The 21,203-nt window shown below is 69.8% G+C and carries 18 protein-coding genes and 2 tRNA genes; 12 read left to right on the top strand and 8 right to left on the bottom strand.

Annotation, left to right across the window (positions count from 1 at the left end):
- Positions 1-84 precede the first annotated feature (84 nt).
- Positions 85-1,485, bottom strand: a complete 1,401-nt coding sequence (locus ACFY1H_RS23170) for a zinc-dependent metalloprotease (protein WP_366584537.1) — start codon at positions 1,483-1,485, stop codon at positions 85-87.
- Between the two features lie 191 nt (positions 1,486-1,676).
- Between ACFY1H_RS23170 and ACFY1H_RS23165 the strand changes: the two genes are divergently transcribed.
- On the top strand, positions 1,677-2,696 hold the full coding sequence (locus ACFY1H_RS23165; protein WP_386949420.1) for a PDZ domain-containing protein: 1,020 nt from the start codon (positions 1,677-1,679) through the stop codon (positions 2,694-2,696).
- A gap of 82 nt (positions 2,697-2,778) precedes the next feature.
- Here the strand turns inward: ACFY1H_RS23165 and ACFY1H_RS23160 are convergent, their stop codons facing one another.
- A complete protein-coding gene (locus ACFY1H_RS23160; protein ID WP_366584533.1) occupies positions 2,779-3,339 on the bottom strand; it encodes a PPA1309 family protein in 561 nt (186 codons plus the stop codon).
- Positions 3,340-3,504: 165 nt separating this feature from the next.
- Between ACFY1H_RS23160 and ACFY1H_RS23155 the strand changes: the two genes are divergently transcribed.
- The 3 genes from ACFY1H_RS23155 to ACFY1H_RS23145 all read left to right on the top strand — a co-directional run bounded on the left by ACFY1H_RS23155 (position 3,505) and on the right by ACFY1H_RS23145 (position 8,360).
- Positions 3,505-6,504: a UPF0182 family protein gene (locus ACFY1H_RS23155; protein WP_386949417.1), complete on the top strand. Its 3,000-nt coding sequence runs from the start codon at positions 3,505-3,507 to the stop codon at positions 6,502-6,504.
- 67 nt (positions 6,505-6,571) lie between these two features.
- Positions 6,572-6,645, top strand: a tRNA-Met gene (locus tag ACFY1H_RS23150).
- A gap of 605 nt (positions 6,646-7,250) precedes the next feature.
- Positions 7,251-8,360 carry a cytochrome P450 gene (locus ACFY1H_RS23145; protein ID WP_386949310.1) on the top strand — a complete coding sequence of 370 codons (1,110 nt, stop codon included), beginning with the start codon at positions 7,251-7,253 and terminating at the stop codon, positions 8,358-8,360.
- A gap of 671 nt (positions 8,361-9,031) precedes the next feature.
- Here the strand turns inward: ACFY1H_RS23145 and ACFY1H_RS23140 are convergent.
- Positions 9,032-10,438, bottom strand: a complete 1,407-nt coding sequence (locus ACFY1H_RS23140; RefSeq protein ID WP_386949307.1) for an FAD-dependent monooxygenase — start codon at positions 10,436-10,438, stop codon at positions 9,032-9,034.
- Positions 10,439-10,514: 76 nt separating this feature from the next.
- Between ACFY1H_RS23140 and ACFY1H_RS23135 the strand changes: the two genes are divergently transcribed.
- The 8 genes from ACFY1H_RS23135 to ACFY1H_RS23100 all read left to right on the top strand — a co-directional run bounded on the left by ACFY1H_RS23135 (position 10,515) and on the right by ACFY1H_RS23100 (position 16,817).
- Positions 10,515-11,120 carry a TetR/AcrR family transcriptional regulator C-terminal domain-containing protein gene (locus tag ACFY1H_RS23135; protein WP_386949304.1) on the top strand — a complete coding sequence of 202 codons (606 nt, stop codon included), beginning with the start codon at positions 10,515-10,517 and terminating at the stop codon, positions 11,118-11,120.
- Between the two features lie 54 nt (positions 11,121-11,174).
- Positions 11,175-11,248 (top strand) — tRNA-Met (locus tag ACFY1H_RS23130).
- A 259-nt stretch (positions 11,249-11,507) separates the two neighbouring features.
- Positions 11,508-12,008 carry a PadR family transcriptional regulator gene (locus ACFY1H_RS23125; protein ID WP_285970170.1) on the top strand — a complete coding sequence of 167 codons (501 nt, stop codon included), beginning with the start codon at positions 11,508-11,510 and terminating at the stop codon, positions 12,006-12,008.
- A 63-nt stretch (positions 12,009-12,071) separates the two neighbouring features.
- Positions 12,072-13,175: a peptide chain release factor 2 gene (gene prfB, locus ACFY1H_RS23120; RefSeq protein ID WP_366584525.1), complete on the top strand. Its 1,104-nt coding sequence runs from the start codon at positions 12,072-12,074 to the stop codon at positions 13,173-13,175.
- Between the two features lie 220 nt (positions 13,176-13,395).
- A complete protein-coding gene (gene ftsE / locus ACFY1H_RS23115; RefSeq protein WP_220246574.1) occupies positions 13,396-14,085 on the top strand; it encodes a cell division ATP-binding protein FtsE in 690 nt (229 codons plus the stop codon).
- A gap of 58 nt (positions 14,086-14,143) precedes the next feature.
- Positions 14,144-15,037: a permease-like cell division protein FtsX gene (ftsX, locus tag ACFY1H_RS23110; RefSeq protein WP_366584523.1), complete on the top strand. Its 894-nt coding sequence runs from the start codon at positions 14,144-14,146 to the stop codon at positions 15,035-15,037.
- 404 nt (positions 15,038-15,441) lie between these two features.
- Positions 15,442-15,924, top strand: a complete 483-nt coding sequence (smpB, locus tag ACFY1H_RS23105; RefSeq protein WP_360604843.1) for an SsrA-binding protein SmpB — start codon at positions 15,442-15,444, stop codon at positions 15,922-15,924.
- Positions 15,921-16,817: an amidohydrolase family protein gene (locus tag ACFY1H_RS23100; protein WP_366584521.1), complete on the top strand. Its 897-nt coding sequence runs from the start codon at positions 15,921-15,923 to the stop codon at positions 16,815-16,817. The genes smpB and ACFY1H_RS23100 overlap by 4 nt, the downstream gene beginning before the upstream one ends.
- Here ACFY1H_RS23100 and ACFY1H_RS23095 read toward each other — a convergent pair.
- The 5 genes from ACFY1H_RS23095 to ACFY1H_RS23075 form a co-directional block, all read right to left on the bottom strand.
- Positions 16,807-18,144 (bottom strand): acyltransferase, encoded by a 1,338-nt coding sequence (locus ACFY1H_RS23095; protein WP_386949296.1) that lies wholly within the window; start codon positions 18,142-18,144, stop codon positions 16,807-16,809. The two genes, ACFY1H_RS23100 and ACFY1H_RS23095, sit on opposite strands and share 11 nt — an antisense overlap.
- 94 nt (positions 18,145-18,238) lie before the next feature.
- On the bottom strand, positions 18,239-18,493 hold the full coding sequence (locus ACFY1H_RS23090) for a hypothetical protein (protein WP_386949294.1): 255 nt from the start codon (positions 18,491-18,493) through the stop codon (positions 18,239-18,241).
- 59 nt (positions 18,494-18,552) lie between these two features.
- Entirely contained in the window at positions 18,553-19,194 is a 642-nt protein-coding gene (locus ACFY1H_RS23085) for a response regulator transcription factor (protein ID WP_366584517.1), read from the bottom strand.
- Between the two features lie 54 nt (positions 19,195-19,248).
- Positions 19,249-20,382, bottom strand: coding sequence for a sensor domain-containing protein (locus ACFY1H_RS23080; RefSeq protein WP_366584515.1), 1,134 nt, complete (start codon positions 20,380-20,382; stop codon positions 19,249-19,251).
- Complete coding sequence (locus ACFY1H_RS23075) at positions 20,379-21,065, bottom strand: sensor domain-containing protein (RefSeq protein ID WP_366584513.1); 687 nt, start codon at positions 21,063-21,065, stop codon at positions 20,379-20,381. The genes ACFY1H_RS23080 and ACFY1H_RS23075 overlap by 4 nt, the downstream gene beginning before the upstream one ends.
- Between the last annotated feature and the right edge of the window lie 138 nt (positions 21,066-21,203).

The raw sequence follows: 21,203 nt of genomic DNA, 5'->3' as shown, positions 1-21,203 counted from the left end.
GGCACGCCGAATTGTTGAGAGCCCCGAAAGCAGCCCGGTCCTCCGTCGCGAAGGCGGCGGAGGACCGGGCTGGACCAAAGGGGATCAGGAGGTCGGGTTGTCGCCCTTGTCCTGGTCTGAAGGGTCGGAGTCCGGCTTCGCATCCGAGGCGGAAGCCGCGTCAGAACCAGAGCCAGACTCAGCCGCCTCGCGTTTTTCCGTTTTCTCCAGCTCCGCGATCGGATCGAAGTCGTCGCCGAGGACTGGGGTGTCGCCGAGGCGGTCGGCGAAGTCCAGGGGCTCGTCGAGGTCCTCGGCGGTCGGCATGAGGTCCGGGTGGGACCAGAGGCTGTCGCGTTTGTCGGTGCCGTGGCGGTCGCCCACGAGTTTCCACAGGGAGGACGCGGCGCGCATGCGGCGGGGGCGCAGCTCGAGGCCCACGAGGGTCGCGAAGGTCTGCTCGGCGGGGCCGCCCGTGGCGCGGCGGCGGCGGAGCGTCTCGCGCAGCGCGTCGGCGCCCGGCAGGCGGTCGCCGATGGCTTCGGCGACCACGACGTCGACCCAGCCCTCGACCAGGGCGAGCAGGGTTTCGAGCCGCTTCAGCGCCGACTGCTGCTCGGGCGTGGTCTTCGGCTCCAGCAAGCCGGACGACATGGCCTCTTCGATGCTCGCCGGGTTCGACGGGTCGATCTGGCCGGCCAGCGACTCCAGCGCGGACGTGTCGACCGTGATCCCGCGGGCGAACTCCTCCACGGTCGCCAGCAGCCGCTGCCGCAACCACGGCACGTGGGCGAACAGGCGCTGGTGCGCGGCCTCGCGCGCGGCGAGGAACACGAGCACCTCGCTGCTGGGGACCTCGAGCCCCTCGGTGAACTTCTCGATGTTCGCGGGCAGCAGCGCCGACGTGTTGGGCGGGCCCAGCGGCAGGCCGACCTCCGTGGACGTCAGCACCTCCTGGGCCAGCTGCGCGAGCGCGTTGCCGAGCTGGGAGCCGAAGGCCATCCCGCCCATCTGCCCCATCATGGACAGCAGCGGCCCGGCGGCCTGCTTGGCCTCCTCGGGCAGCGCCTGCATCCACGCGCCGGAAACCTGCTGCGCGACCGGGTCGCAGAGCCGCTGCCACGTGGGCAGCGTCTTCTCTACCCACGTGCGCGCGGACCACGCGACCGTGGTGTTCGCGCCCGCGGGCAGGATCGTCGCCGCGTCGAGCCACAGCTCCGCCAGGTGCGCGGCGTCGCGCACGGCGGTGGACGAGTCGCCGGTGGACGACGCGAAGCCAATCTTGCCGTCGTCGCTGCCGCTGAGGTTCTGGAGCGCGATCTGCTTCGCCAGGTCGTAGTTCACCGGCCCGCTCGACGAGCCGGCCTGGCTGAGCATCTGGCCCAGCTGGCTCAGCATCTGCCCGAGCTGGTTGAACGCCTCTGCGCCGGACGGCTGCTCCGAGGGGTCACCGTCGCCTCGTCTGTCGGGATCGGGCGGTCCGAAACCGAACGGGGGTTTGCTCATACGTCCACCGTACGCGGGTAGGGCCTCTCCCAGCGCGTCAACCATGGCCTTCACCGGGAAGCGAACACGGTCACCGTACGCTGTCGCTCGTGACCAAACCCGACGAGGAGACCGCGACCGCGAACAGCCGGACCGAGCCGTCGAGGGAACCGGCGCGCGACGAGCGCCGCCTGACGCGCCGCGGCTGGACCCTGCTGGTCAGCGGCGCGCTGTTCCTGGTGTTCGTCGTAGCCGGTTTCCTGGTCCAGGTGCCGTACGTGGCCATCAGTCCGGGCCCGACGTACGACACGCTCGGTCGCGACGCCGCGGGCAACGAGGTCGTCCAGGTCAAGGGCCACGAGACGTACCAGACCAACGGCGAGCTGCGCATGACCACCGTGTCGCTCAACGACGGGATCAACCTCTTCACCGCGCTCGGCCTCTGGGCCAGCGGCCGCTACGCGCTCGCGCCGCGCGAGGAGTACTACCGCCCCGGCGAGACCAACGAGCAGGTCAAGCAGGAGAACATCCAGCAGCTTCAGGACTCCCAGACCAACGCCCAGGTCGCCGCTCTGCGCCACCTCGGCTACCCCGTGGAGGTGCTCGCCAAGGAGATCGTGTCCGGCAGCCCCGCAGACCACGTGCTCGCACCCGGCGACAAGCTGGTCACCGTCAACGGCACGAAGGTCACCGAAGCCGCCGACGTCGCCAAGGCCCTCACCAACACCAAGCCCGGCCAGACCGTGCAGATCACCTTCCAGGCCGACGGCCAGCCCGAACGCACCGTGCCGATCACGCTCGCGAAGCGCGACGACCGCACGCAGGGCTTCATGGGCCTCACCGCCGTCGACCACGCGACCGCGCCGTTCAACGTCAACATCTCGCTGCAGGACGTCGGCGGTCCCTCGGCCGGCCTGATGTTCACGCTGGCGATCATCGACCGCCTCACCCCGCCCGGGAAGCCGGACAGCAACCTCGCGAACGGCCGGCACATCGCGGGCACCGGCGAGATCACCGAGACGGGCGAGGTCGGCCCGATCGGCGGCATCTCGTTCAAGGTCGTGGGCGCGCGCGAGGCCGGCGCCACCGACTTCCTCGTGCCGGAGCACAACTGCGCCGAGGCGAAGTCGGCCGTGCCGGACGGGCTCAACCTGATCAAGGTGTCCACTCTGGACGACGCGCTCACCCAGCTCCAGAACCTCAAGGCCGGCCGGCCCACGGCGCACTGCTGAGGAAGAAAGAAGTGCCAGTACCCGTCCTGACCCGGAGGCCCCCACGCGGAGGCCCCCGGCTCGACGGGGCTCAGGGCAGGATTCAGGGCAGGAAAGTCGTCTTCAACGCGTCGAGCAGGTTCGGCGCGAGGTCGGGGCTCTCCACGATCTCGTCGACGGCGTCCACTTCGGTCGAAGAAGCGTCGGGCCGCGTCCCGCGCAGCCGCATCACGCAGGCGACGTCGCCCTCACGCAGCACCGCCGCCACGAGCCGCGCCTCCGTGCGCCGCGGGTGGTCGGCGGCCGCGCGGCGCAGGCGCTCGGCGTCGGCCTCCGCGACGCCTTCGAGCTCCGCCTCGACGTCGGGCGGCAGCACGATGATCTCCTGCGCGAGCGCGCAGCCCACCACGATCTCGGGCCACGCGATCCGGCCGAGCGACTCGGCGAGGTCACCTTCCGGCAACGCTTCTTGCGCGACGGGCGTCAGCGGGTTCGCGCGGTCGAGCTGGCCCGCCAGCTCGGGCTGCTCGTCGAGCAGTGCCGCGGTGGGCACCAGCGCGAACAGCTGCGGCGGCTGGTCCCAGCCCCCGGACGCGACGAACTCTTCGACTTCCCGGGCCAGGCCGGCGACGGGGTTGGCGGCGGGCGGCTCACTCGGCTGCATGGCGACATCGTCGCAGGCCGGTCCCCGCGCCGTCGTGCGACGTCCGATTCGGGCGGTCCCGGGAACTCGGGAACCCATCCGTAGAGTTAGACCGTCAGGGGACGCAGCTGTCCCCGCGAACGTGTTCACGAAGACAGGAGCGTTGCCGTGGCGACTCGGCCCCCCGTGAGCCTGAAGCTGTCCCGCCGCAGCCGGATCCTCCTCATCATCGCCGCGGTGATCGTGCTGGCGCTGCTGCTGGGTGTCAGGCTGCTGGACACCTACGTCGACTGGCTGTGGTTCGGCGAGGTGCACGCGCGCTCGGTGTTCACCACGGAAATCCTCACGCGGATAGTCCTCTTCGTGGCCGTCGGGTTGCTCGTGGGCGGTTCGCTCGCGATCAGCCTCACCATCGCCTACCGCACGCGTCCGGTGTTCGTGCCCGTCTCGGGCAGCGACGACCCGCTCTCGCGCTACCGCTCGATGATCGTGAGCCGCATCCGGCTGTTCGGGATCGGCATCCCGCTGATCACGGGTCTCATCGCCGGCGCGTCCGCGATGGGCGACTGGCAGACGATCCAGCTGTTCCTCAACGGCACGTCGTTCGGCCAGAAAGACCCGCAGTTCGGGCTCGACATCGGCTTCTACGCGTTCACCCTGCCGTTCGTGAACTGGCTGCTCGGCTGGCTGTTCGTCACGGTCGTGATCTCGTTCTTCGGCGCGCTGATCGCCCACTACATCTTCGGCGGCATCCGCCTCGCCGGCCGCGGCGGCCAGCTGGCGGGCCCGACGCGCGCGCAGCTCGCCATCACCGTCGGCCTCTTCGTGCTGCTGAAGGCGGTCGAGTACTTCTTCGACCGGTACAACCTGCTTCTGTCCGATCGCGACATGCCGCTGTTCAACGGCGCCACCTACACCGACCTCAACGCGGTGCTGCCGGCGAAGCTGATCCTGTTGTGCATCTCGGTGATCTGCGCGATCGCGTTCTTCGCCGGAGCGTTCCTGCGCAACCTGCAGCTGCCGGCGATCGCGCTCGTGCTGCTGATCCTGTCGGGCGTTCTGGTGGGCGTCGCGTGGCCCGCGATCCTCGACCAGTTCTCGGTGAAGCCGAACGCGAACGACAAGGAAGCCACGTCGATCCAGCGCAACATGGACGCGACGCGCGCGGCGTTCGGGCTGCAGAACGTGAAGTACGAGGACTACCAAGGCAGCAACCAGGCGAGCCAGGACCAGGTGAAGGCCGACGCGGGCACGGTGTCCAACATCCGCCTGCTCGACCCGAACGTGCTGTCCGACACCTACACCCAGCTCGCCGGCGGCCAGAACTACTACGGCTTCCCGGCGAAGCTCGACATCGACCGCTACACCGTCGGCGGCTCCACGCAGGACTACATCGTGGCCGCCAAGGAGATCAAGACCGACGGGCTCACGGGCAACCAGACCAACTGGATCACCAAGCACCTCGTCTACACCCACGGCAACGGTTTCGTCGCCGCGCCGGCCAACACGATCAACCGCGCCGTCACGGACGTGTCCGACACGAGCAGCGCCGGCTACCCGCTCATCGGCACCAGCGACACGAAGAACCCCACCGGCGCCGGCTCGGTCGGCGGCAAGCCCGGCATCAAGGTCGACCAGCCGCGCATCTACTACGGCGAGCTGGCCGACCAGAACGACTACGCGATCGTCGGCGGCACCCCCGGCAAGGCCCCGGGCGAGTCCGACTCCCCGGACCAGAAGAACTACTACTACAACGGCACCGGCGGCGTTCCGCTCGACAACTGGTTCAATCGGCTCGCCTTCGCGGCCAACTACGGCGAGCGCAACATCCTCTTCTCCGACGCCATCGGCGACGGCTCGAAGATCATGTACAACCGCACCCCGCGCGACCGCGTCAGCAAGGTCGCGCCGTGGCTGACGCTCGACGGCGACCCGTACCCGGCGGTCGTCAACGGCAAGATCGTGTGGATCGTCGACGGGTACACCACGCTCAACAACTACCCGTACTCCCAGCAGACCCAGCTCGGCGATGCCACCAACGACTCGCTCAACGGCGTCACGCGCCAGGCCAACAACTCGATCAACTACATCCGCAACTCGGTGAAGGCGACCGTCGACGCGTTCGACGGCACGGTCACCCTGTACTCGATCGACGACAAGGAACCCGTGCTCGACGCGTGGGAGAAGGTGTTCCCGGGCCTCGTGAAGCCGAGCGCCGAGATCCCGCCGGACCTGCGCGCGCACTTCCGTTACCCCGAAGATCTCTTCAAGGTCCAGCGTGAGCTGCTCGCCCGGTACCACGTGGACAACCCGCAGCAGTTCTACGCGCAGCAGTCGTTCTGGAGCGTCCCGCAGGACCCGACGGAAGACGGCAGCGCGACCACAGCGGCGGCCAACGTCGCGAACCAACCGGGTTACTACGTCCTCGCCGACGCGGCGGGCGAAGGCACGCCGACGTTCCAGCTGACGAGCGGGCTCACCGGTCTGCAACGGCAATACCTCGCGTCGTGGATGTCGGTGTCGTCCGATCCCCAGGACTACGGAACGATCCGCGTGCTCCGACTACCCACGGTCACCGGCGCGAATCAAGTCGACGGGCCGGTGCAGGTGCAGAACAAGTTCCAAAGTGATCCACAGGTCGCTTCGGACCGGACACTGCTCAACAACCCCAACGTGATCCCCATCTACGGCAACATGATCACGCTGCCGGTCGCCAACGGGTTCCTCTACGTCGAACCGGTGTACATCAGACAGCGCAACCAGCTGAGCTACCCGCAGCTGGCCCGCGTGCTGGTGTCGTTCGGCTCGAAGGTCGGCTACGCGCCGACGTTGAACGAGGCACTGGACCAGGTGTTCGGCAAGGGCACCGGCGCGGCGGCGACCACGCCGGTCGAAGGGGCACCACCGTCCTCGTCGACCCCGCCGAACTCACCGTCGACACCCACGTCGCCGACCACGCCGACCACCCCGCCGGCCAACTCGGGCGGCTCGAACCCGGCCCTCGACAAGGCGGTGACCGACATCCAGTCGGCACTGGGGAGGCTGAAGGCCGCCCAGCAGTCGGGCAACTTCGCCGACCAAGGCGCGGCACTCCAGGCCCTCGACACCGCGGCGAAGGCCTACGAGAACGCCAAAAACGCCACCCCGCCCTCCGGCAGCGGCGCCCCGCAGCAACCCGGCGGGTGACCTCGCGCACGGTAGTGGCACCTGCTTTGCACCTGGCCGAAACCCAGGCGTAAGGTAGGTGTCACGACGCGGGGTGGAGCAGCTCGGTAGCTCGCTGGGCTCATAACCCAGAGGTCGCAGGTTCAAATCCTGTCCCCGCTACAGAGGTAGGAGGCCCGTGCTTGCGGATTGCGCAAGCCGGGCCTCTTTCGCATGTTCTTCGGGGGTCGGACCCCCGGGCCCCCGCCAGGGAGGGCTTCGCCCCCCTGGACCCCCCAGGTGAGTTGCGTTGGGTGGGGAGGTGGCCGTTGGTGAGGGGGCTGTGCGCCTTCGGATTCCCGGTGAGTCGTTCGGCGTGATCGGTGGGTGGCGCGGCGGTTCTTGGGCTCATCGGTGAGGTGGCTTAGGGATGTTGGGTGCTGGGGGTTTGTAGCTCGCTCGAGCGAACGTTGTGCTCCCCCGCACGTCGCGATGCACCGACCCGTCGGTACGGCCTCTCCTTAGTCGCTGGAACTACGTCCTTCGCCCGGGCAACCCACCAGGCGCTTTCTGCGCCGCGATCCTTTGGCGGGGGCCGGGTTCTCGGCTTTCCTCGCGTCGTCGGTCCGGGCCCTTGCGGGGAGCGAGGGGCGCTGTGGCGGGCGGAATAGGGTGCGGGGATGGGTGAAGGTGTGGGGTCGGTGGGGCTGGGGTTGGGGGAGTTGGTCGGGGCGGCGAGGGGGGTCGATCCGTATGGGGCGTATGGGGAATGGCGGCGGAGGGCGCCGGTGGTGCGGGTGGGGGACGGGGTTGTGGTGGTGCTCGGGTTCGGGGAGGCCGAGCGCGTGGTGACGGGGGCGGAGTTCGGGCACCCGGAGCCCGAGGTGGTGGGCGGTGGGGACGCGGATCTGCCGGTGGACGGGGACGGGCAAGTGGTGCGGGCGTTCGCGTTCTTGAATCCGCCGGATCACACGCGGTTGCGCGGGTTGGTGGGCAAGGCGTTCACGGCGCGGACGGTGGAGGCGCTGGTGCCGCGCGTGGAGGAGTTGGTGGGGGAGTTCGTCGGGCGGGTGGTGGCGGCCGGCGAGGGTGATCTGATGGCGGAGCTGGCGGTGCCGTTGCCGGTGACGGTGATCGCGGAGCTGCTGGGGGTGCCGGTCGGGGACCGGGAGCGGTTCGGGGCGTGGTCGGGGGCGATGGCGCGGGCCGCAGAGCCCGGGTTTCTACTGGGGCCCGGGGTTGCGGAGGCGGCGGCGGGGGCGCGGCGGGAGTTCGTGGGGTACTTCAGGGAGCTGGCGGCTGAGCGGCGAAGGGCTCCGGGGGACGACCTGTTGTCGGCGCTCGTTGCCGTGGCGGATGAGGGGGAGCGGCTCAGTGAGGGGGAGTTGCTGGTCACGTTGACGTTGTTGCTCGTGGCGGGGCACGAGACGACGACGAACTTGATCGGCAACGGGGTGTTGGCGTTGCTGCGGAACCCAGAGCAGTACCGGGCTTTGGCGCGTGACGCGGCGTTGGCCGAGGGGGCCGTCGAGGAGGTTCTGCGGTACGACTCGCCGATCCAGCTGACGACGCGGACGGTCCTGACCGACACGACGCTGGGCGGCGTCGAGCTCGCCGCGGGCACGACGGTGCTGGTGTTGGTCGGCGCGGCGAACCGCGATCCGCGGGTGTGCGACGAGCCGGACCGGTTCGACATCACCCGCGCGCCGGGCCGGCACCTGGCCTTCGGACGCGGGATCCACTTCTGCCTGGGCGCTCCCCTGGCGCGACTGCAGGGACGCACGGTGTTGCGGGAGCTCGCGCGCCGGGCGCCGACGCTGCGGCCGGCGGGGGAGCCGGAGTGGGCGGAGACGGTGACACTGCGCGGGCTGCGGACGTTGCCGGTCGCCGTGAGGTGACGGGCGGCCAGGAGGCGGGGCGTCGGGGCGGGTGAGGGTGGCGGCAACGTAGCTGCTCGTGCAGATGGGGTTGCGGGAGTTGGCGAGCCTCGGCTGGTCGGGGAGCCGGAGTGGGCGAAGACGATGACGTTGCGCGGGCTGCGGACGTTATCGGTCGTGGTCAGGTGACCCGCGGCCAGGCGGAAGGGTCGCCGGGGCGGGCGAGGACGGGGCGACCTAGCCGCTCGCGTGGATGGGGTTGCGGGAGCTCGCGAGCTTCGCCCCGTCTGTGGTTGGCGGCGGGTCGTCGCGCGGGCGGTGACGTTGCGCGGCCTACGAAGTCTGCCGAGCCGTCAGGTGAAAGGCAGCCGAGCGGCGGGGTTGTCGGGCGGGCGAGGATGGCAACGACGTAGCCGCTTGCGCAGATGGTGTTGCGGGAGCTCGCGAGTCGGGGCGCCGGAGCTGCGGCCGGCCGGCGAACCAGCGTGGGCGGGGACGGTGATCACGCGAAGTCTGCCGGGGCCGTCAGGTGAAGGGCAGCCGGGCGGCGGGGTCGTCGGCGGGCGAGGACGGCGGCGAAGTTGCCGCTCGCGCGGGTTGCGGGAGTTGGCGAGCCGGGGTGCCGCAGCTGCGGCTGGCCGGGGAGCCGGAGTGGGCGGGGACGGTGGACACGCGAAGTCTGTCGGTCGCCGTCAGGTGAGGGGCAGCCAGGCGAAGTAGCCGTCGGGGCGGATCAGGGCGGCGGGGGCGAACGGCAGGGCCGGGAGGTCCGTTGTGGACAGTGGGCCCGGAACGCGCGGCAGGGCCGACAGATCGGCGCCCGGGGTGGTGAGCAGGACGTGGTGGCCCGTGTGGAAGAGGGTGCTGGCCCAGGAGCCGTCGGGGAGGCGGAAGTCGGGGAGGCGGGTGCCGGTGAGGGGGTGGGCGTCCGTGGGCGCGGGGTAGCGGACGGCGAGGCCGGAGACCAGGCCGGACAGGTGGTGGGACACCTCGGGCAGGTCGGCGAGCGTCGTGAAGAGCGCGCGCAAAGCGCGGCTGGAACGGCTCTGCGGGATGAGGCCGTTCTGGGCCGCGACGTTGTCGAGCACGGCGGCGCCGACGGCGCGGCGTTCGGTTTCATACGTGTCGAGCACGTCGGCGAAGCCGTTGAGGGCCGCGCCGAGCTTCCAGCCCAGGTTGGCGGCGTCCTGGACGCCCAGGTTGAGGCCCTGGCCGCCGGCGGGGAAGTGGATGTGGGCGGCGTCGCCGGCCAGCAGAACGCGGCCGACTCGATACTGTGCCGCCAGGCAGGACGCGTCGGAGAAGCGGGACAGCCAGCGGATTTCCTTGATCACCGCCGGGCCGTAGGTCGCCGCGAACGCCGTGCGGACCTCGGCCTCGGTGACCGGTGAGCCGAACGTCGCGGGTCGCTGCGCGCGGTCGCCGAAGGTCAGGCGGTACAGGAGCGGCTCGGAGAGCGGGATGAGGCCGCAGAACCCCGTCGGGCCGGCGGACTGGACCATTCCGCGCATCGACGTCCACGTGCCGGTGGCGCGGTCGGGGATCCGATCTACGACGACATCGGCCACCACGCCGTAGCCGGCGCCGTCCTCGCCTTCGAAGGGCACGTCCAGCAGCTTGCGCACGGTGCTGCGGCCGCCGTCGCAGCCGACCAGGTAGCGGCAGCTCAGGACGAGCTCCGGCGTGACCACGCGGACGCCCGCCGCGTCCTGCGACAGCCCTACCAGCTCGTGCCCGCGCAGCACCTTGCCGCCGAGCTCCGCGAAGCGCTCTTCCAGCAGCTCCTCGACCTGCGCCTGCGGGATGCCCAGCTGGTACGGGCGCCGCGTGTCCCACCCGGCGTAGCTGATCGGGACGGCCGCGAAGTGTCCCTCCTGGACGGTGGCGAACGCGCGTTCCTCCGCTCTCGGCAGCAGTCCGCGCAGGTCCAGCACCTCGGCCGTGCGCGGCTGCAGGTTGAGCGCCTTCGACAGGCCGGTGCGCTCGGGCAGCCGCTCGATCACCACGGCGTCGACGCCGGCCAGGCGCAGCTCGGCGGCCAGCATCAGGCCCGTGGGCCCGGCTCCGGCGACGACGACGTCGGCGTGCAGCTCGTTCATAGCCACTCCTTAACGTTGTTAAATTGACCCGTCGCCAGGGTGCCCTTAACATCGTTAAATTGTCAAGGAGGTAACCGTGGCCCTGACCAGGCGGGACATTGCGCGTTCGGGACTGCGCCTGCTCAACGAGGTGGGCCTCAACGGGCTGACGCTGCGCCTGATCGCCGGCGACCTCGGCGTGAAGGCGCCGGCGCTCTACTGGCACGTCAAGAACAAGCAGGAACTGCTCGACGAGATGGCCACGCAGATGCTCGCCGACGCCGCGGGCGAGCGCGTGCCGCCGGACGGGCTCGACGAATGGCAGCGCCTGGAGCACCAGGCCAGGAGCCTGCGCGACACACTGCTGGCCTACCGCGACGGCGCGAAGGTCTTCTCCGGCACGTTCCTCACGGACACGAGCCTGGTCGGGCCACCGCCGCTGCAGGAGCGGAGCGACCCGGTGCGCGCCGCCCGGGCGCACTTCGCCGTTTACAGCTTCGTGATCGGCTTCACCATCGAAGAGCAGGCCGTGTATCCGGTGCGTGGTCAACGCGACGAGCGCTACGGGCCGGAAGACGCGGGTGCGGCCGTGCTGGCCGACCCCGAAGCCGGATTTTCCGACGGGCTGGCCATCGTGCTCGCCGGCGCCCGCCAGTGGCTCGACGGGTCATCGTCGCAGGTCGAGGCACCACAAAGGCCTTAAGTGGGGGTGGGTGAAAACGCGTTGAACCCCCGTGTAATCTTATAAACACAACGACGCGGGGTGGAGCAGCTCGGTAGCTCGCTGGGCTCATAACCCAGAGGTCGCAGGTTCAAATCCTGTCCCCGCTACTGTCGAAAAGCCCGGTTTGCGCACAGCGCAGGCCGGGCTTTTTCGTGTCCTGACCTGCTGGTTCGCTCGGGTGGTGGTTGCGCTCGCAGTCCTTGGTCGTTTTGCGCCGGAAGAAGCGCCCCCGCGGTTGCGGAGCGTGTCCAGGTCCACAGTGGACCTGCTTCCGGATTGGGCCGAACGAGGGGATAACACTAGCCACAATGGACAGATCCCGAGGCCACTGTGGACATACCGCCGAAGAAGTGGGAACGTAGAGGTGTGTCCGAATTGAATGCAACAGCCGCCGCTCTGCTCGGTCTCCTCCACGACGGTCCCGCCACGGGCGGGCAGCTGGTCGCGGGAGCCGACGAGCGCTTCGGCGCCTTCTTCAGTGTCACCCGCAGCCAGGTCTACCGCGAGCTCCCGGCGTTGTCCAAGGAGGGCCTCGTCCGGCTGGGCAAGCAGGGTCCGCGCTCGAGCCAGCAGTACGTGCTCACCGCGGCCGGCAAGAAGGCCTTCAAGACGTGGCTGACGTCCGAGGCCGGTCCCGACCACCTGCGCAGCCCGCTCATCCTGCGGCTCGTGCACGCCGGTTCGCTCACGGCGAAGCAGCGCACCGCTCTGCTCGAGACCGCTCGCGGCACCTACCAGGTGCAGCTCGACGAGGCCAAGGCGGCCACCAAGGCGGCCGACGGCCCCTACGCCAAGGCCGTCGCCGAGTTCGCTCAGGCGCAGGCCAAGGCCGCCCTGAAGCTGCTCGACGCCATCCCGTCGGCCTGACCCACGCCACAGCCCACGACCGGTTCGCAACCGGTCGTGGGTTTTGCCGTAACCTTGGTAAACGTGAGTGATGAGTTCGATGCGGCCCTCAAGGACCTGACCGGCAAGCTGACGCAGATCGAGTCGGTGATGGACCTCGATGCGCTGCGTGCGCAGGTCGCGGAGCTCGAGCAGCAGGCCTCCAGCCCCACCCTCTGGGACAACCCGGAGGAGGCGCAGAAGGTCACCAGCCAGCTCTCGCACCGCCAGAGCGAGCTGCGTCGCGTGTCCGACCTGCGGTCGCGCCTCGACGACCTGGGCGTGCTCTACGAGCTGGCCGAGGCCGAGGGCGACGCCGGCAGCATGCAGGAGGCGGAGGGCGACCTCACCGACCTCGGCAAGGACGTCGACGCGCTCGAGGTCCGCACGCTGCTGTCCGGTGAGTACGACGACCGCAACGCCGTCGTCACCATCCGCGCGGAAGCCGGCGGCGTCGACGCGGCCGACTGGGCCGAGATGCTGCTGCGCATGTACCTGCGCTGGGCCGAGCGCCACGGCTACCCCACCGACGTCTACGACATCTCCTACGCCGAAGAGGCGGGCATCAAGTCGGCGACGTTCAAGGTGAGCGCCCCCTACGTCTACGGCACCCTCTCGGTCGAGCAGGGCACCCACCGCCTGGTGCGGATCTCGCCGTTCGACAACCAGAGCCGCCGCCAGACGTCCTTCGCCCACGTCGAGGTGCTGCCGGAGGTCGAGGAGGTCGACCACGTCGACATCGCGGAGAAGGACATCCGCGTCGACGTGTACCGCTCGTCAGGCCCCGGTGGACAGAGCGTGAACACCACCGACTCCGCGGTGCGCATCACGCACCTGCCGACCGGCATCGTCGTCTCCTGCCAGAACGAGAAGTCGCAGCTGCAGAACAAGGCCGCGGCGCTGAAGGTCCTGCAGGCCCGCCTGATGCTGCGCAAGAAGGAAGAGGAACGGGCCGAAATGGACGCCCTCAAGGACGGCGGCTCCAGCTGGGGCAACCAGATGCGCTCCTACGTGCTGCACCCGTACCAGATGGTCAAGGACCTGCGCACCGACTTCGAGGTCGGCAACCCGAGCGCCGTGCTCGACGGCGAGATCGACGGCTTCCTCGAGGCCGGCATCCGCTGGCGCAAGCAGGCCGCGGTCGCGTAACCGCGCGGCTACCTCCGAGTCCGGCTGAGTCCACAGTCGCCTGATCCATCGACAGGCGACCGGATCCACTGTCGACACCCGGAACCGATTCCGGGGCAAGGGACTTCCGCTACCGTCCGGCGCGGCAAAAGCCACGCTTGGCGACGGCTGAGGTCCCTTGCTCGTTCAGGGGGCACGGGCAACCCGGGCTTAACGAGGCCCATGGGTAGTATGCCGAACCGTGATCCGGCTCGAAGAGGTTTCCAAGGTCTACAAGACCTCGACCCGTCCTGCCCTCGAACGGGTGTCGGTCGAGATCGACAAGGGTGAGTTCGTCTTCCTCATCGGCCCTTCGGGTTCCGGGAAGTCGACGTTCCTGCGTCTGCTGCTGCGCGAAGAGGTCCCGAGCAAGGGCCGCGTGATGGTGTCCAACTTCGACGTCGCCAAGCTCGCTCGGCGCAGGGTCCCCCGCCTGCGCCAGACGATCGGCTGCGTCTTCCAGGACTTCCGCCTGCTGGCCAACAAGACGGTGGCCGAGAACGTCGCGTTCGCGCTCGAGGTGATCGGCAAGCCGCGGCTGACCATCAAGAAGGTCGTGCCGGAGGTGCTGGAGCTCGTGGGCCTGGAAGGCAAGGCCGACCGCCTGCCCAACGAGCTCTCCGGTGGCGAGCAGCAGCGCGTGGCGATCGCGCGCGCGTTCGTGAACCGGCCGCTGGTGCTGCTGGCCGACGAGCCGACCGGGAACCTGGACCCCGACACGAGCCAGGACATCATGCTGCTGCTGGAGCGCATCAACCGCACGGGCACGACCGTGCTGATGGCCACCCACGACCACTCCATCGTGGACTCGATGCGGCGCCGGGTCGTCGAGCTGCAGCTCGGCCGCGTGATCCGCGACGACGCCCGCGGGGTGTACGGCATCGGTCGCTGAGCGACCCGCCGCCCGCCTTCCCCGACAGCCCCGACCCAACAAGGGACAGACACCTGCGATGCGTGCCAGTTTCGTCTTCAGCGAGGTCCTCACCGGTTTGCGCCGGAACGTCACGATGACCATCGCGATGATCCTCACCACGGCGGTCTCCCTCGCCATGCTCGGCGGTGGCCTCCTGGCCGTGCGGACGATCGACAAGATGAAGGCGAACTTCCTCGCCGAGGTCGAGGTGCAGGTCAGCCTCGTCGAGGACATCAGCGCCAACGACAAGAACTGCTCGCAGCCGCTGTGCAGCGGCCTGCGTGAGTCGCTGCAGAACAACCCGGGCGTCGAGTCCGTGGTGTACGAGAACCGCGACCAGGCCTACGAGCGGTTCAAGAAGATCTTCGCGAGCCAGCCCGAGCTGCTGGAGCTCACCGGCCCGGAGGCGCTGCCGGCGTCGCTGCAGGTCAAGCTGAAGGACCCGGACCGCAGCGCCGCCATCATCGCCGAGTACTCGGGCAAGCCCGGCGTGCGCAAGGTCGACGACCAGAAGAAGTTCCTCGACCGCGTGTTCAACGTGTTCAACGGCATCCGCAACATCGCGTTCGGCATCGCGCTCATCATGGCCATCGCGGCGCTGCTGCTGATCGCGAACACCATCCAGGTGTCGGCGTTCACGCGGCGCACGGAGGTCGGCATCATGCGGCTCGTGGGCGCCACCCGCTGGTACACACAGCTACCGTTCCTCCTGGAGGCGGTGGTCGCCGGCGTGGTCGGTGCCGTGCTCGGCATCCTGTTCCTGCTGGCTGCCAAGCTCACGTTCCTCGACTCGGTGCTGACGGGTGAGGTCTTCCCGCAGATCACCACGCTGGAGCTGCTGTTCCCCGTGGCTCCGATCCTGCTGGCCGTGTCGGTCGTGATCTCGGCGATCACCGGCTACGTCACGCTCCGCCTGTACGTTCGCCACTAGCTTCGCCCCGACGCCGCGTGGGCAGGATTTCGGTCCTGCCCACGCGGCGTTGTCGTTTTCGGCGCACGGGCCGTTGTGCACGTGGTGATCGTGGAGCCGGGCGCGTTCCGGACGGCGTTCACCGAGCCGGGGGTGTTGCTGTTCTGCGCGGTCGGCGAGGTCTACCGCGAGCAGCTCGAACCGGTCCGAGCCGCGCCGCGCTGGCGGCCGCCGACGGCGTGCAGCCGGGCGACCCGGCCAAGGCGGCCGAGGCAATCGTCACGGCGTGGGCCTTCCGCGACCCGCACCCGCCGCCGACGAGCCCGGCACGCCGGATCGGTGGCTCAGCGCGGTGTCCTGACCAGGGGAGCAGCACGGGGAAACCCTGTCGGCTCCCGCGGGGAAAACCACGTAGAGTTGACATCATGCCCAAGGAACGTGGACAGAAGGTCATCGCGTCGAACCGCAAGGCTCGGCACGACTACTCCATCCTGGACACCTACGAAGCGGGACTGGTGCTGCAGGGCACGGAGGTGAAGAGCCTTCGGGAGGGCAAGGCCTCGCTGGTCGACGCGTTCGCGACCGTCGACGACGGTGAGGTGTGGCTGCGCAACGTGCACATCCCGGAGTACACGCAGGGCACCTGGACCAACCACATGCCGCGGCGCACGCGCAAGCTGCTGCTGCACCGCAGTGAGATCGAGAAGCTGATCGGCAAGACGAAGGAGAGCGGCCTGTCGCTCGTGCCGCTGTCGATGTACTTCAAGGACGGCAAGGTCAAGGTCGAGATCGCCCTGGCCAAGGGCAAGAAGGCCTACGACAAGCGCCAGACGCTGGCCAAACGCGATGCCGAACGCGACATCAGCAAGGCCATGGGCCGCGCGCTGAAGGGCCGGTTCACGGAGTGACGCTCGGTCCCGCCTCGGACGCCGACGTCGCTCGGTGGACCGCTGCCCTCGGCCTCGACGGGCTCGTCGACATCCACGTGCACTTCCTGCCGAAGTCCGTGATGGACAAGGTCTGGGCCTACTTCGACCAGGCGCAGACGCACTACGGCACCGAATGGCCGGTGCACTACCGGACCACGGAGCAAGAGCGCGTGCAGACGCTGCGCGAGCTGGGCGTGAAGCAGTTCGCGCCGCTGGTGTACCCGCACAAGCCGGGCATGGCGGAGTGGCTCACCTCGTGGGTGCTGGAGTTCGCCGAGCAGGTGCCCGAAGCGGTGCCCACGGGGACCTTCTACCCCGAGCCGGCCGCCGCGTCCTCAGTGGACGCCACCCTGCGGGCCGGTGCGCGGTGCTTCAAGGCCCACGTGCAGGTCGGCGCGTACGACCCGCGGGACGACCTGCTGAAGCCGGTGTGGGGTTCGCTGGCCGACGCGGGCGTGCCCGTGGTCGTCCACTGTGGACACGGGCCGCTGCGCGGCGACTTCACGGGCCTGAACGTGTTCGCCGAGGTCCTCGAACGGCACCCGAACCTCACGGCCGTGCTGGCCCACGCGGCGATGCCCGAGTTCACCAGCGCGTTCGAGCTGATGGCCCGCTTCCCGCGCGTGCACATCGACACGACCATGGTCGGCGTGCCGTTCGTGCAGAAGATGTCGCCGCTGCCTGCCGACTGGACCGACCGGCTCGTCGAGTTCGCCGACCGCGTGGTGCTGGGCACCGACTTCCCGAACATCCCGTACTCCTACGCCACGCAGCTGCAGGCGATCGCCGGCTGGGCGGCCGACGATCGCCTGGGTGAGCCGTTCCTGCGGGCCGTGCTGCACGACACCCCCGCGAAGCTGCTCAGCGTTTGACCTTCGCCGCCTCCGTGATCGCGACGGCCCGGCCGAGCAGCGGCGTCAGCGACACCTGGCGGCCGGCCAGCGCGAACCCGGCGGCGAGCAGTACGACCCAGGGGATCGGGCCGTGCGCGAAGCCTTCGCTCAACGGCTGGAACCCGTGCGCCGCGAGCCCGAGCAGGCCACCGGACGCGAGCAGCCCGGCGAGCACGAGCTGCGGCGTCCGCGCGGTGACCACCACGTCGTCGCGCTGCGTCTCGAAGCGGGAGAACAGCCGCAGCAGCACCAGCAGCACGGCCCCACACAACGCGAACCACGCCGGCGCCATCACGAGCCACAGCACCGAACCGGGCGCCGGCGTCGCGTAGCCGAGGCCGAGCACCGTCACGCCGGAGACGACGATCAGGGCCGGCATGTGCCACAGGTACACGGTCATGAACCGGGCGCCGATCCAGCTCAGCGCGCTGCCGATGCCCGGCCGCGCGGCCAGCGCGTTGAGCTGCGGGCGGAACGCGAGCAGCAGACCGAGCTGACCCACGGCCAGGAACAGCAGCAACACGGTGGGCGGGCTCATGTTCGACACCGGGGCGCCCGGCATGCCGATCATGCTGGCCGGGTACGGACCGAACGCGACCAGCAGCGCCGTGACCCCGAACCCGGCGGCGGACAGCGCGAGCGCACCACGGCGGGTCAGCTCGCCCAGCCGGCCTTCCACGTACGCGAAACCGAGCTGGTGCACGGCCACCCACACGAACACCGCGTTGACGTACCCGATCAGGCCGAGGTCGGCGAACCGCGCGACGTCGACGAGCGCGCCCGCCACGGCCATCACCAGCGGCACCCACAGGCCCCAGCGGCGGTGCGCCGCGACCATCAGCGGCGTGAGCAGCACCGTGAGCAGGTAGACGGACAGGAACCACAACAGCTGCGCGGCGATCGAGCTCGCCACCTGCAGCGGCTGAGCCGGAATTCCCATGCCCTGCAGCAGATCGGGCACCACGAGCCACACGGCCAGCAGCGGAAGCACCGGTACCAGCAGCCTTCGGACGCGCGCGGCGAGCCACGCGCGGGAGGATTCCACGCGGCGCAAGGAGAACAGGTTCGCCGCGCCGCCGGCGAAGAAGACCAATGGCATCACTTGCGAAAGCCACGTCACAACCCACCAGCCGGGCGTCGCGAGCGCGTTGCCCGTGGCCAGCGTGCCGTGGGAGTAGGAGAGCACCGGCATCACCCAGTGCTGCGTGATCACGGCCAGGATCGCGCCTGCCCGGACCACGTCGAGGAACTTGTCGCGGCCGGGTTTTCCGGTCGCGGTGCTGACCCGCAGCAGGCTTGTCGTCATGCCTCCAAGGCTGGTCGCTGAAGCCTTGTGAGACAGCGGGGTGAGCCGCCGAGTTCGACCTCCGGTCAGCCCGTGGTCGGTACGGGGGTTGTCCCTACCTCAGGCCGTCGGGCTCCGGTTCGGAGTGCGACGGTTCCGAGTGCGTGGCGCTCACGCGGTACTCCCAGCCGTGCTCGGTCATGCCGAGCTCGTACAGCGTCTCGATCTTCGGGCCGCCGTGGAGGTGGATGTGGCGCACGATCGTGCCCGGCACCGGTTCTTCGTCCGTGAGCTCCTGGACACGGCCGTCGAGCGGACCGCCGAAGAAGCGGACGCTGCGGTCGGTCACCGGGAACTCCTCACCAGACATCGGTCCATGGTAAGCGAGGCCCTCACGCGCGTGCTGCCGCCAATACGGGTGACGGGCCGTCAGCGGCCCAGGTACGTCAGGACCGCTCGCACGCGCCGGTGTTCTTCCGAGCTGGCTTCGAGACCGAGCTTGGAGAAGATGTTGCCGATGTGCTTTTCGACGGCACCGTGCGACACCACGAGCCGGTTGGCGATCGCCGTGTTCGACAACCCTTGCGCCATCAGGCCCAGCACTTCCGATTCGCGCGCGGTGAGCGCGTCGAGCGGGTTGCGGCGCCCGCGCGCCATCAGCTGCGCGATCACGTCCGGGTCGATCGCCGTGCCGCCGTTCGCAACGCGGCGCACCGCGTCGAGGAAGTCGGCGACGTCGGCGACGCGTTCCTTGAGCAGGTAACCGACCCCGCCGGCGCCGCCGGAGAGCAGCTCGACCGCATAGCTCTCCTCGACGTACTGGGAAAGCACCAGTACGGGCAGGCCGGGCACGGCGGTGCGCGCGGCGAGGGCGGCGCGCAGGCCTTCGTCGGTGAACGTGGGCGGCATGCGCACGTCGACGATCGCGAGGTCGGGCCGGTGTTCGGTGACCGCGCCGAGCAGGTCGTCCCCGTTGTCGACGGCGGCGACGGTCTCGATGCCCTCGTCGGCGAGCAGGCGCGTGACCCCCGCCCGCAGCAGCACGGCGTCTTCGGCGATCACTACTCGCATCAGGCCCCCAGGCTCGTGAGAGAAAAGCTCCGGGGCTATTCACTCACGAGCGGGTCACCATTGGCACGGCAGGTCCGCCCGGATCACGGTCGGTCCGCCGACGGGGCTGACCACGGTGATCACGCCGTCGATGGTCGCGGCGCGGTCGGCGAGGCCCGCGAGCCCGCCGCCCGGACGCACCTCGGCGCCGCCGTGCCCGTTGTCAGTGATCTCGACGATCACATGCGTTTCGCTGCGCCACACCTTCACGACGGCTTCGGTGGCGCCGGAGTGCTTGGCGATGTTGGTGAGCGTCTCGCCGACGATGAAGTACGCAGTGGTCTCCACCGCGGCCGGCGGGCGGGGCTCGACGTTCACGCTGACATCGACCGGAATCGGCGACTTCGCTGCCTGGGCTGAGAGCGCCGCGTCGAGGCCGCGGTCGCCGAGCACGGCGGGGTAGATGCCGCGGGCGAGGTCGCGCAGCTCGGAGACGGCGAGTTTGGCGTCGGCGTGGGCCTCGTCGATGAGGTCGCGCACGGCGGCGGGGTCGTTGTCGAACTTAGACTTCGCCCGGCCGAGGCTCATGGCGACGGCGACGAGCCGCTGCTGCGCGCCGTCGTGCAGGTCGCGCTCGATGCGCCGGCGCTCGGCCTCGGCCGCGTCGACGCCGCGGGCCCGCGACGCCTGCAGGTGCTCGGCCTTCTCTTCGAGCTTCTTCGTGCGGTTCGGACCCAGGAGGGACAGGGCGAGGTTGCCGTGGAGCCAGCCGAGCCACGGCGTCACCCAGATGGCCATCGGCAGCAGCACGATCGACGCGATCGCCACCGGCAGCTCCGCGACGGCCAGCGGGAACGCGATCATCAGGTACGCGAGGTCGCGCCACGTCGTCGGGTCGGTGAGCCGGGTGAGCCAGCGGCGCGTCATCGACTGGCCCGCGAGCGGCAGCCGCTCGACCTTCGTGAGCGGCGTCCGCAGCATCGTGCGCGCCCAGCGGCGCTCCGCGTCGCCCGACCAGCGGACGAACGCCGTGGTCGCGAGCAGGATCGGGAACCCGACCCAGACCACGACCGTGCCGACGCCGACCGTCGCGCCCACCACGATGAGCACGAACTGGACCAGGCGGAACACGAAGCTCGTGATCATGTAGACGATCGTGCGCGCGGGGTTCGGCCGGGGATGGTCCGGCAGCTGCTGCTCCGTGGTCATCCGGTCACCGTGCTCGTCTCGTCGATTTCCTGCCACGAGCGCTCCATGCGCCGGCGCTGGGACACGGTCGGCCGCAGCAGAGCCACGGCGAGACCGCCGTGCAACGCCGCCAGGCCCCTGGTCAATGCCACGGACAGGGCGGCGAACAGCACCCCCAGCGCCGCCCAGGGCAGCGCGGCCACCGTCGAGTCGACGGTGAGCCACCGCACATCGTATCCCGGGAAGTACCAGGCGCCCTCGGGCAGGAAGCGGTAGTAGATCGGCAGCGCGACCAAGCCCAGGCTCGTCGCCCAGAACGTCACGACCAGCACGAACTCGGCGAGACCGACCGGGAACAGCAGGAAGAAGTAGCTGAGGTCACGCCACGTGGCACCGTCCTTCAGCCGCCGGGTCCAGCGAGCCCGCTGCCCGGTCGGCGGCAACGGCAGGTACGGGCTGTCCACGTAGGTGTCGAGCAGCGAAAACACCCGCGCGCGCTCCATCCGCCCAGCGCCCCGGGCCAGCAGGACGAGCAACCCCAGCAGCGGCACCCCCAGCCACACGACGAGCGTCCCGGCGCCGGCCGAGAGCAGCACCGTGATGAGGACGAACGACACGATGCCCAGGGGCAGGTTGAGCAGCAGAAACGCCAGCGCCCGACCCAACGGCGGGTGGCGCCTCCTCACGGCGGACACGGTGACCATGGCGGGGCTCCTTCTCCAAGCGAACGACCTGCTCAGCATCGCTTCGGGAGGCCCTCGCCTGAATGGGGCGCGCGGGCATGTTGCGGGTAGGGCCAGCCCCACCTCGCGCCGGCGGGCTCCGCGCCTCCGGGAATCAAC

The organism is Amycolatopsis sp. NPDC001319, assembly GCF_042896185.1.
In the GTDB taxonomy this organism is placed as follows: Bacteria; Actinomycetota; Actinomycetes; order Mycobacteriales; family Pseudonocardiaceae; genus Amycolatopsis.
Note: the sequence above shows the minus strand (reverse complement) of the source record. Positions and strands in the feature narration are given on the sequence as shown.

What these genes read in the sequence shown, in the direction of transcription:
- ACFY1H_RS23140 (WP_386949307.1), bottom strand. Translation starts at nt 10,438, where the DNA reads ATGAACGAGCTGCACGCCGACGTCGTCGTCGCCGGAGCCGGGCCCACG.
- smpB (WP_360604843.1), top strand. Translation starts at nt 15,442, where the DNA reads ATGCCCAAGGAACGTGGACAGAAGGTCATCGCGTCGAACCGCAAGGCT.
- ACFY1H_RS23160 (WP_366584533.1), bottom strand. Translation starts at nt 3,339, where the DNA reads ATGCAGCCGAGTGAGCCGCCCGCCGCCAACCCCGTCGCCGGCCTGGCC.
- ACFY1H_RS23075 (WP_366584513.1), bottom strand. Translation starts at nt 21,065, where the DNA reads ATGGTCACCGTGTCCGCCGTGAGGAGGCGCCACCCGCCGTTGGGTCGG.
- ACFY1H_RS23090 (WP_386949294.1), bottom strand. Translation starts at nt 18,493, where the DNA reads ATGTCTGGTGAGGAGTTCCCGGTGACCGACCGCAGCGTCCGCTTCTTC.
- ACFY1H_RS23085 (WP_366584517.1), bottom strand. Translation starts at nt 19,194, where the DNA reads ATGCGAGTAGTGATCGCCGAAGACGCCGTGCTGCTGCGGGCGGGGGTC.
- ACFY1H_RS23080 (WP_366584515.1), bottom strand. Translation starts at nt 20,382, where the DNA reads ATGACCACGGAGCAGCAGCTGCCGGACCATCCCCGGCCGAACCCCGCG.
- ACFY1H_RS23170 (WP_366584537.1), bottom strand. Translation starts at nt 1,485, where the DNA reads ATGAGCAAACCCCCGTTCGGTTTCGGACCGCCCGATCCCGACAGACGA.
- ftsX (WP_366584523.1), top strand. Translation starts at nt 14,144, where the DNA reads ATGCGTGCCAGTTTCGTCTTCAGCGAGGTCCTCACCGGTTTGCGCCGG.
- ACFY1H_RS23095 (WP_386949296.1), bottom strand. Translation starts at nt 18,144, where the DNA reads ATGACGACAAGCCTGCTGCGGGTCAGCACCGCGACCGGAAAACCCGGC.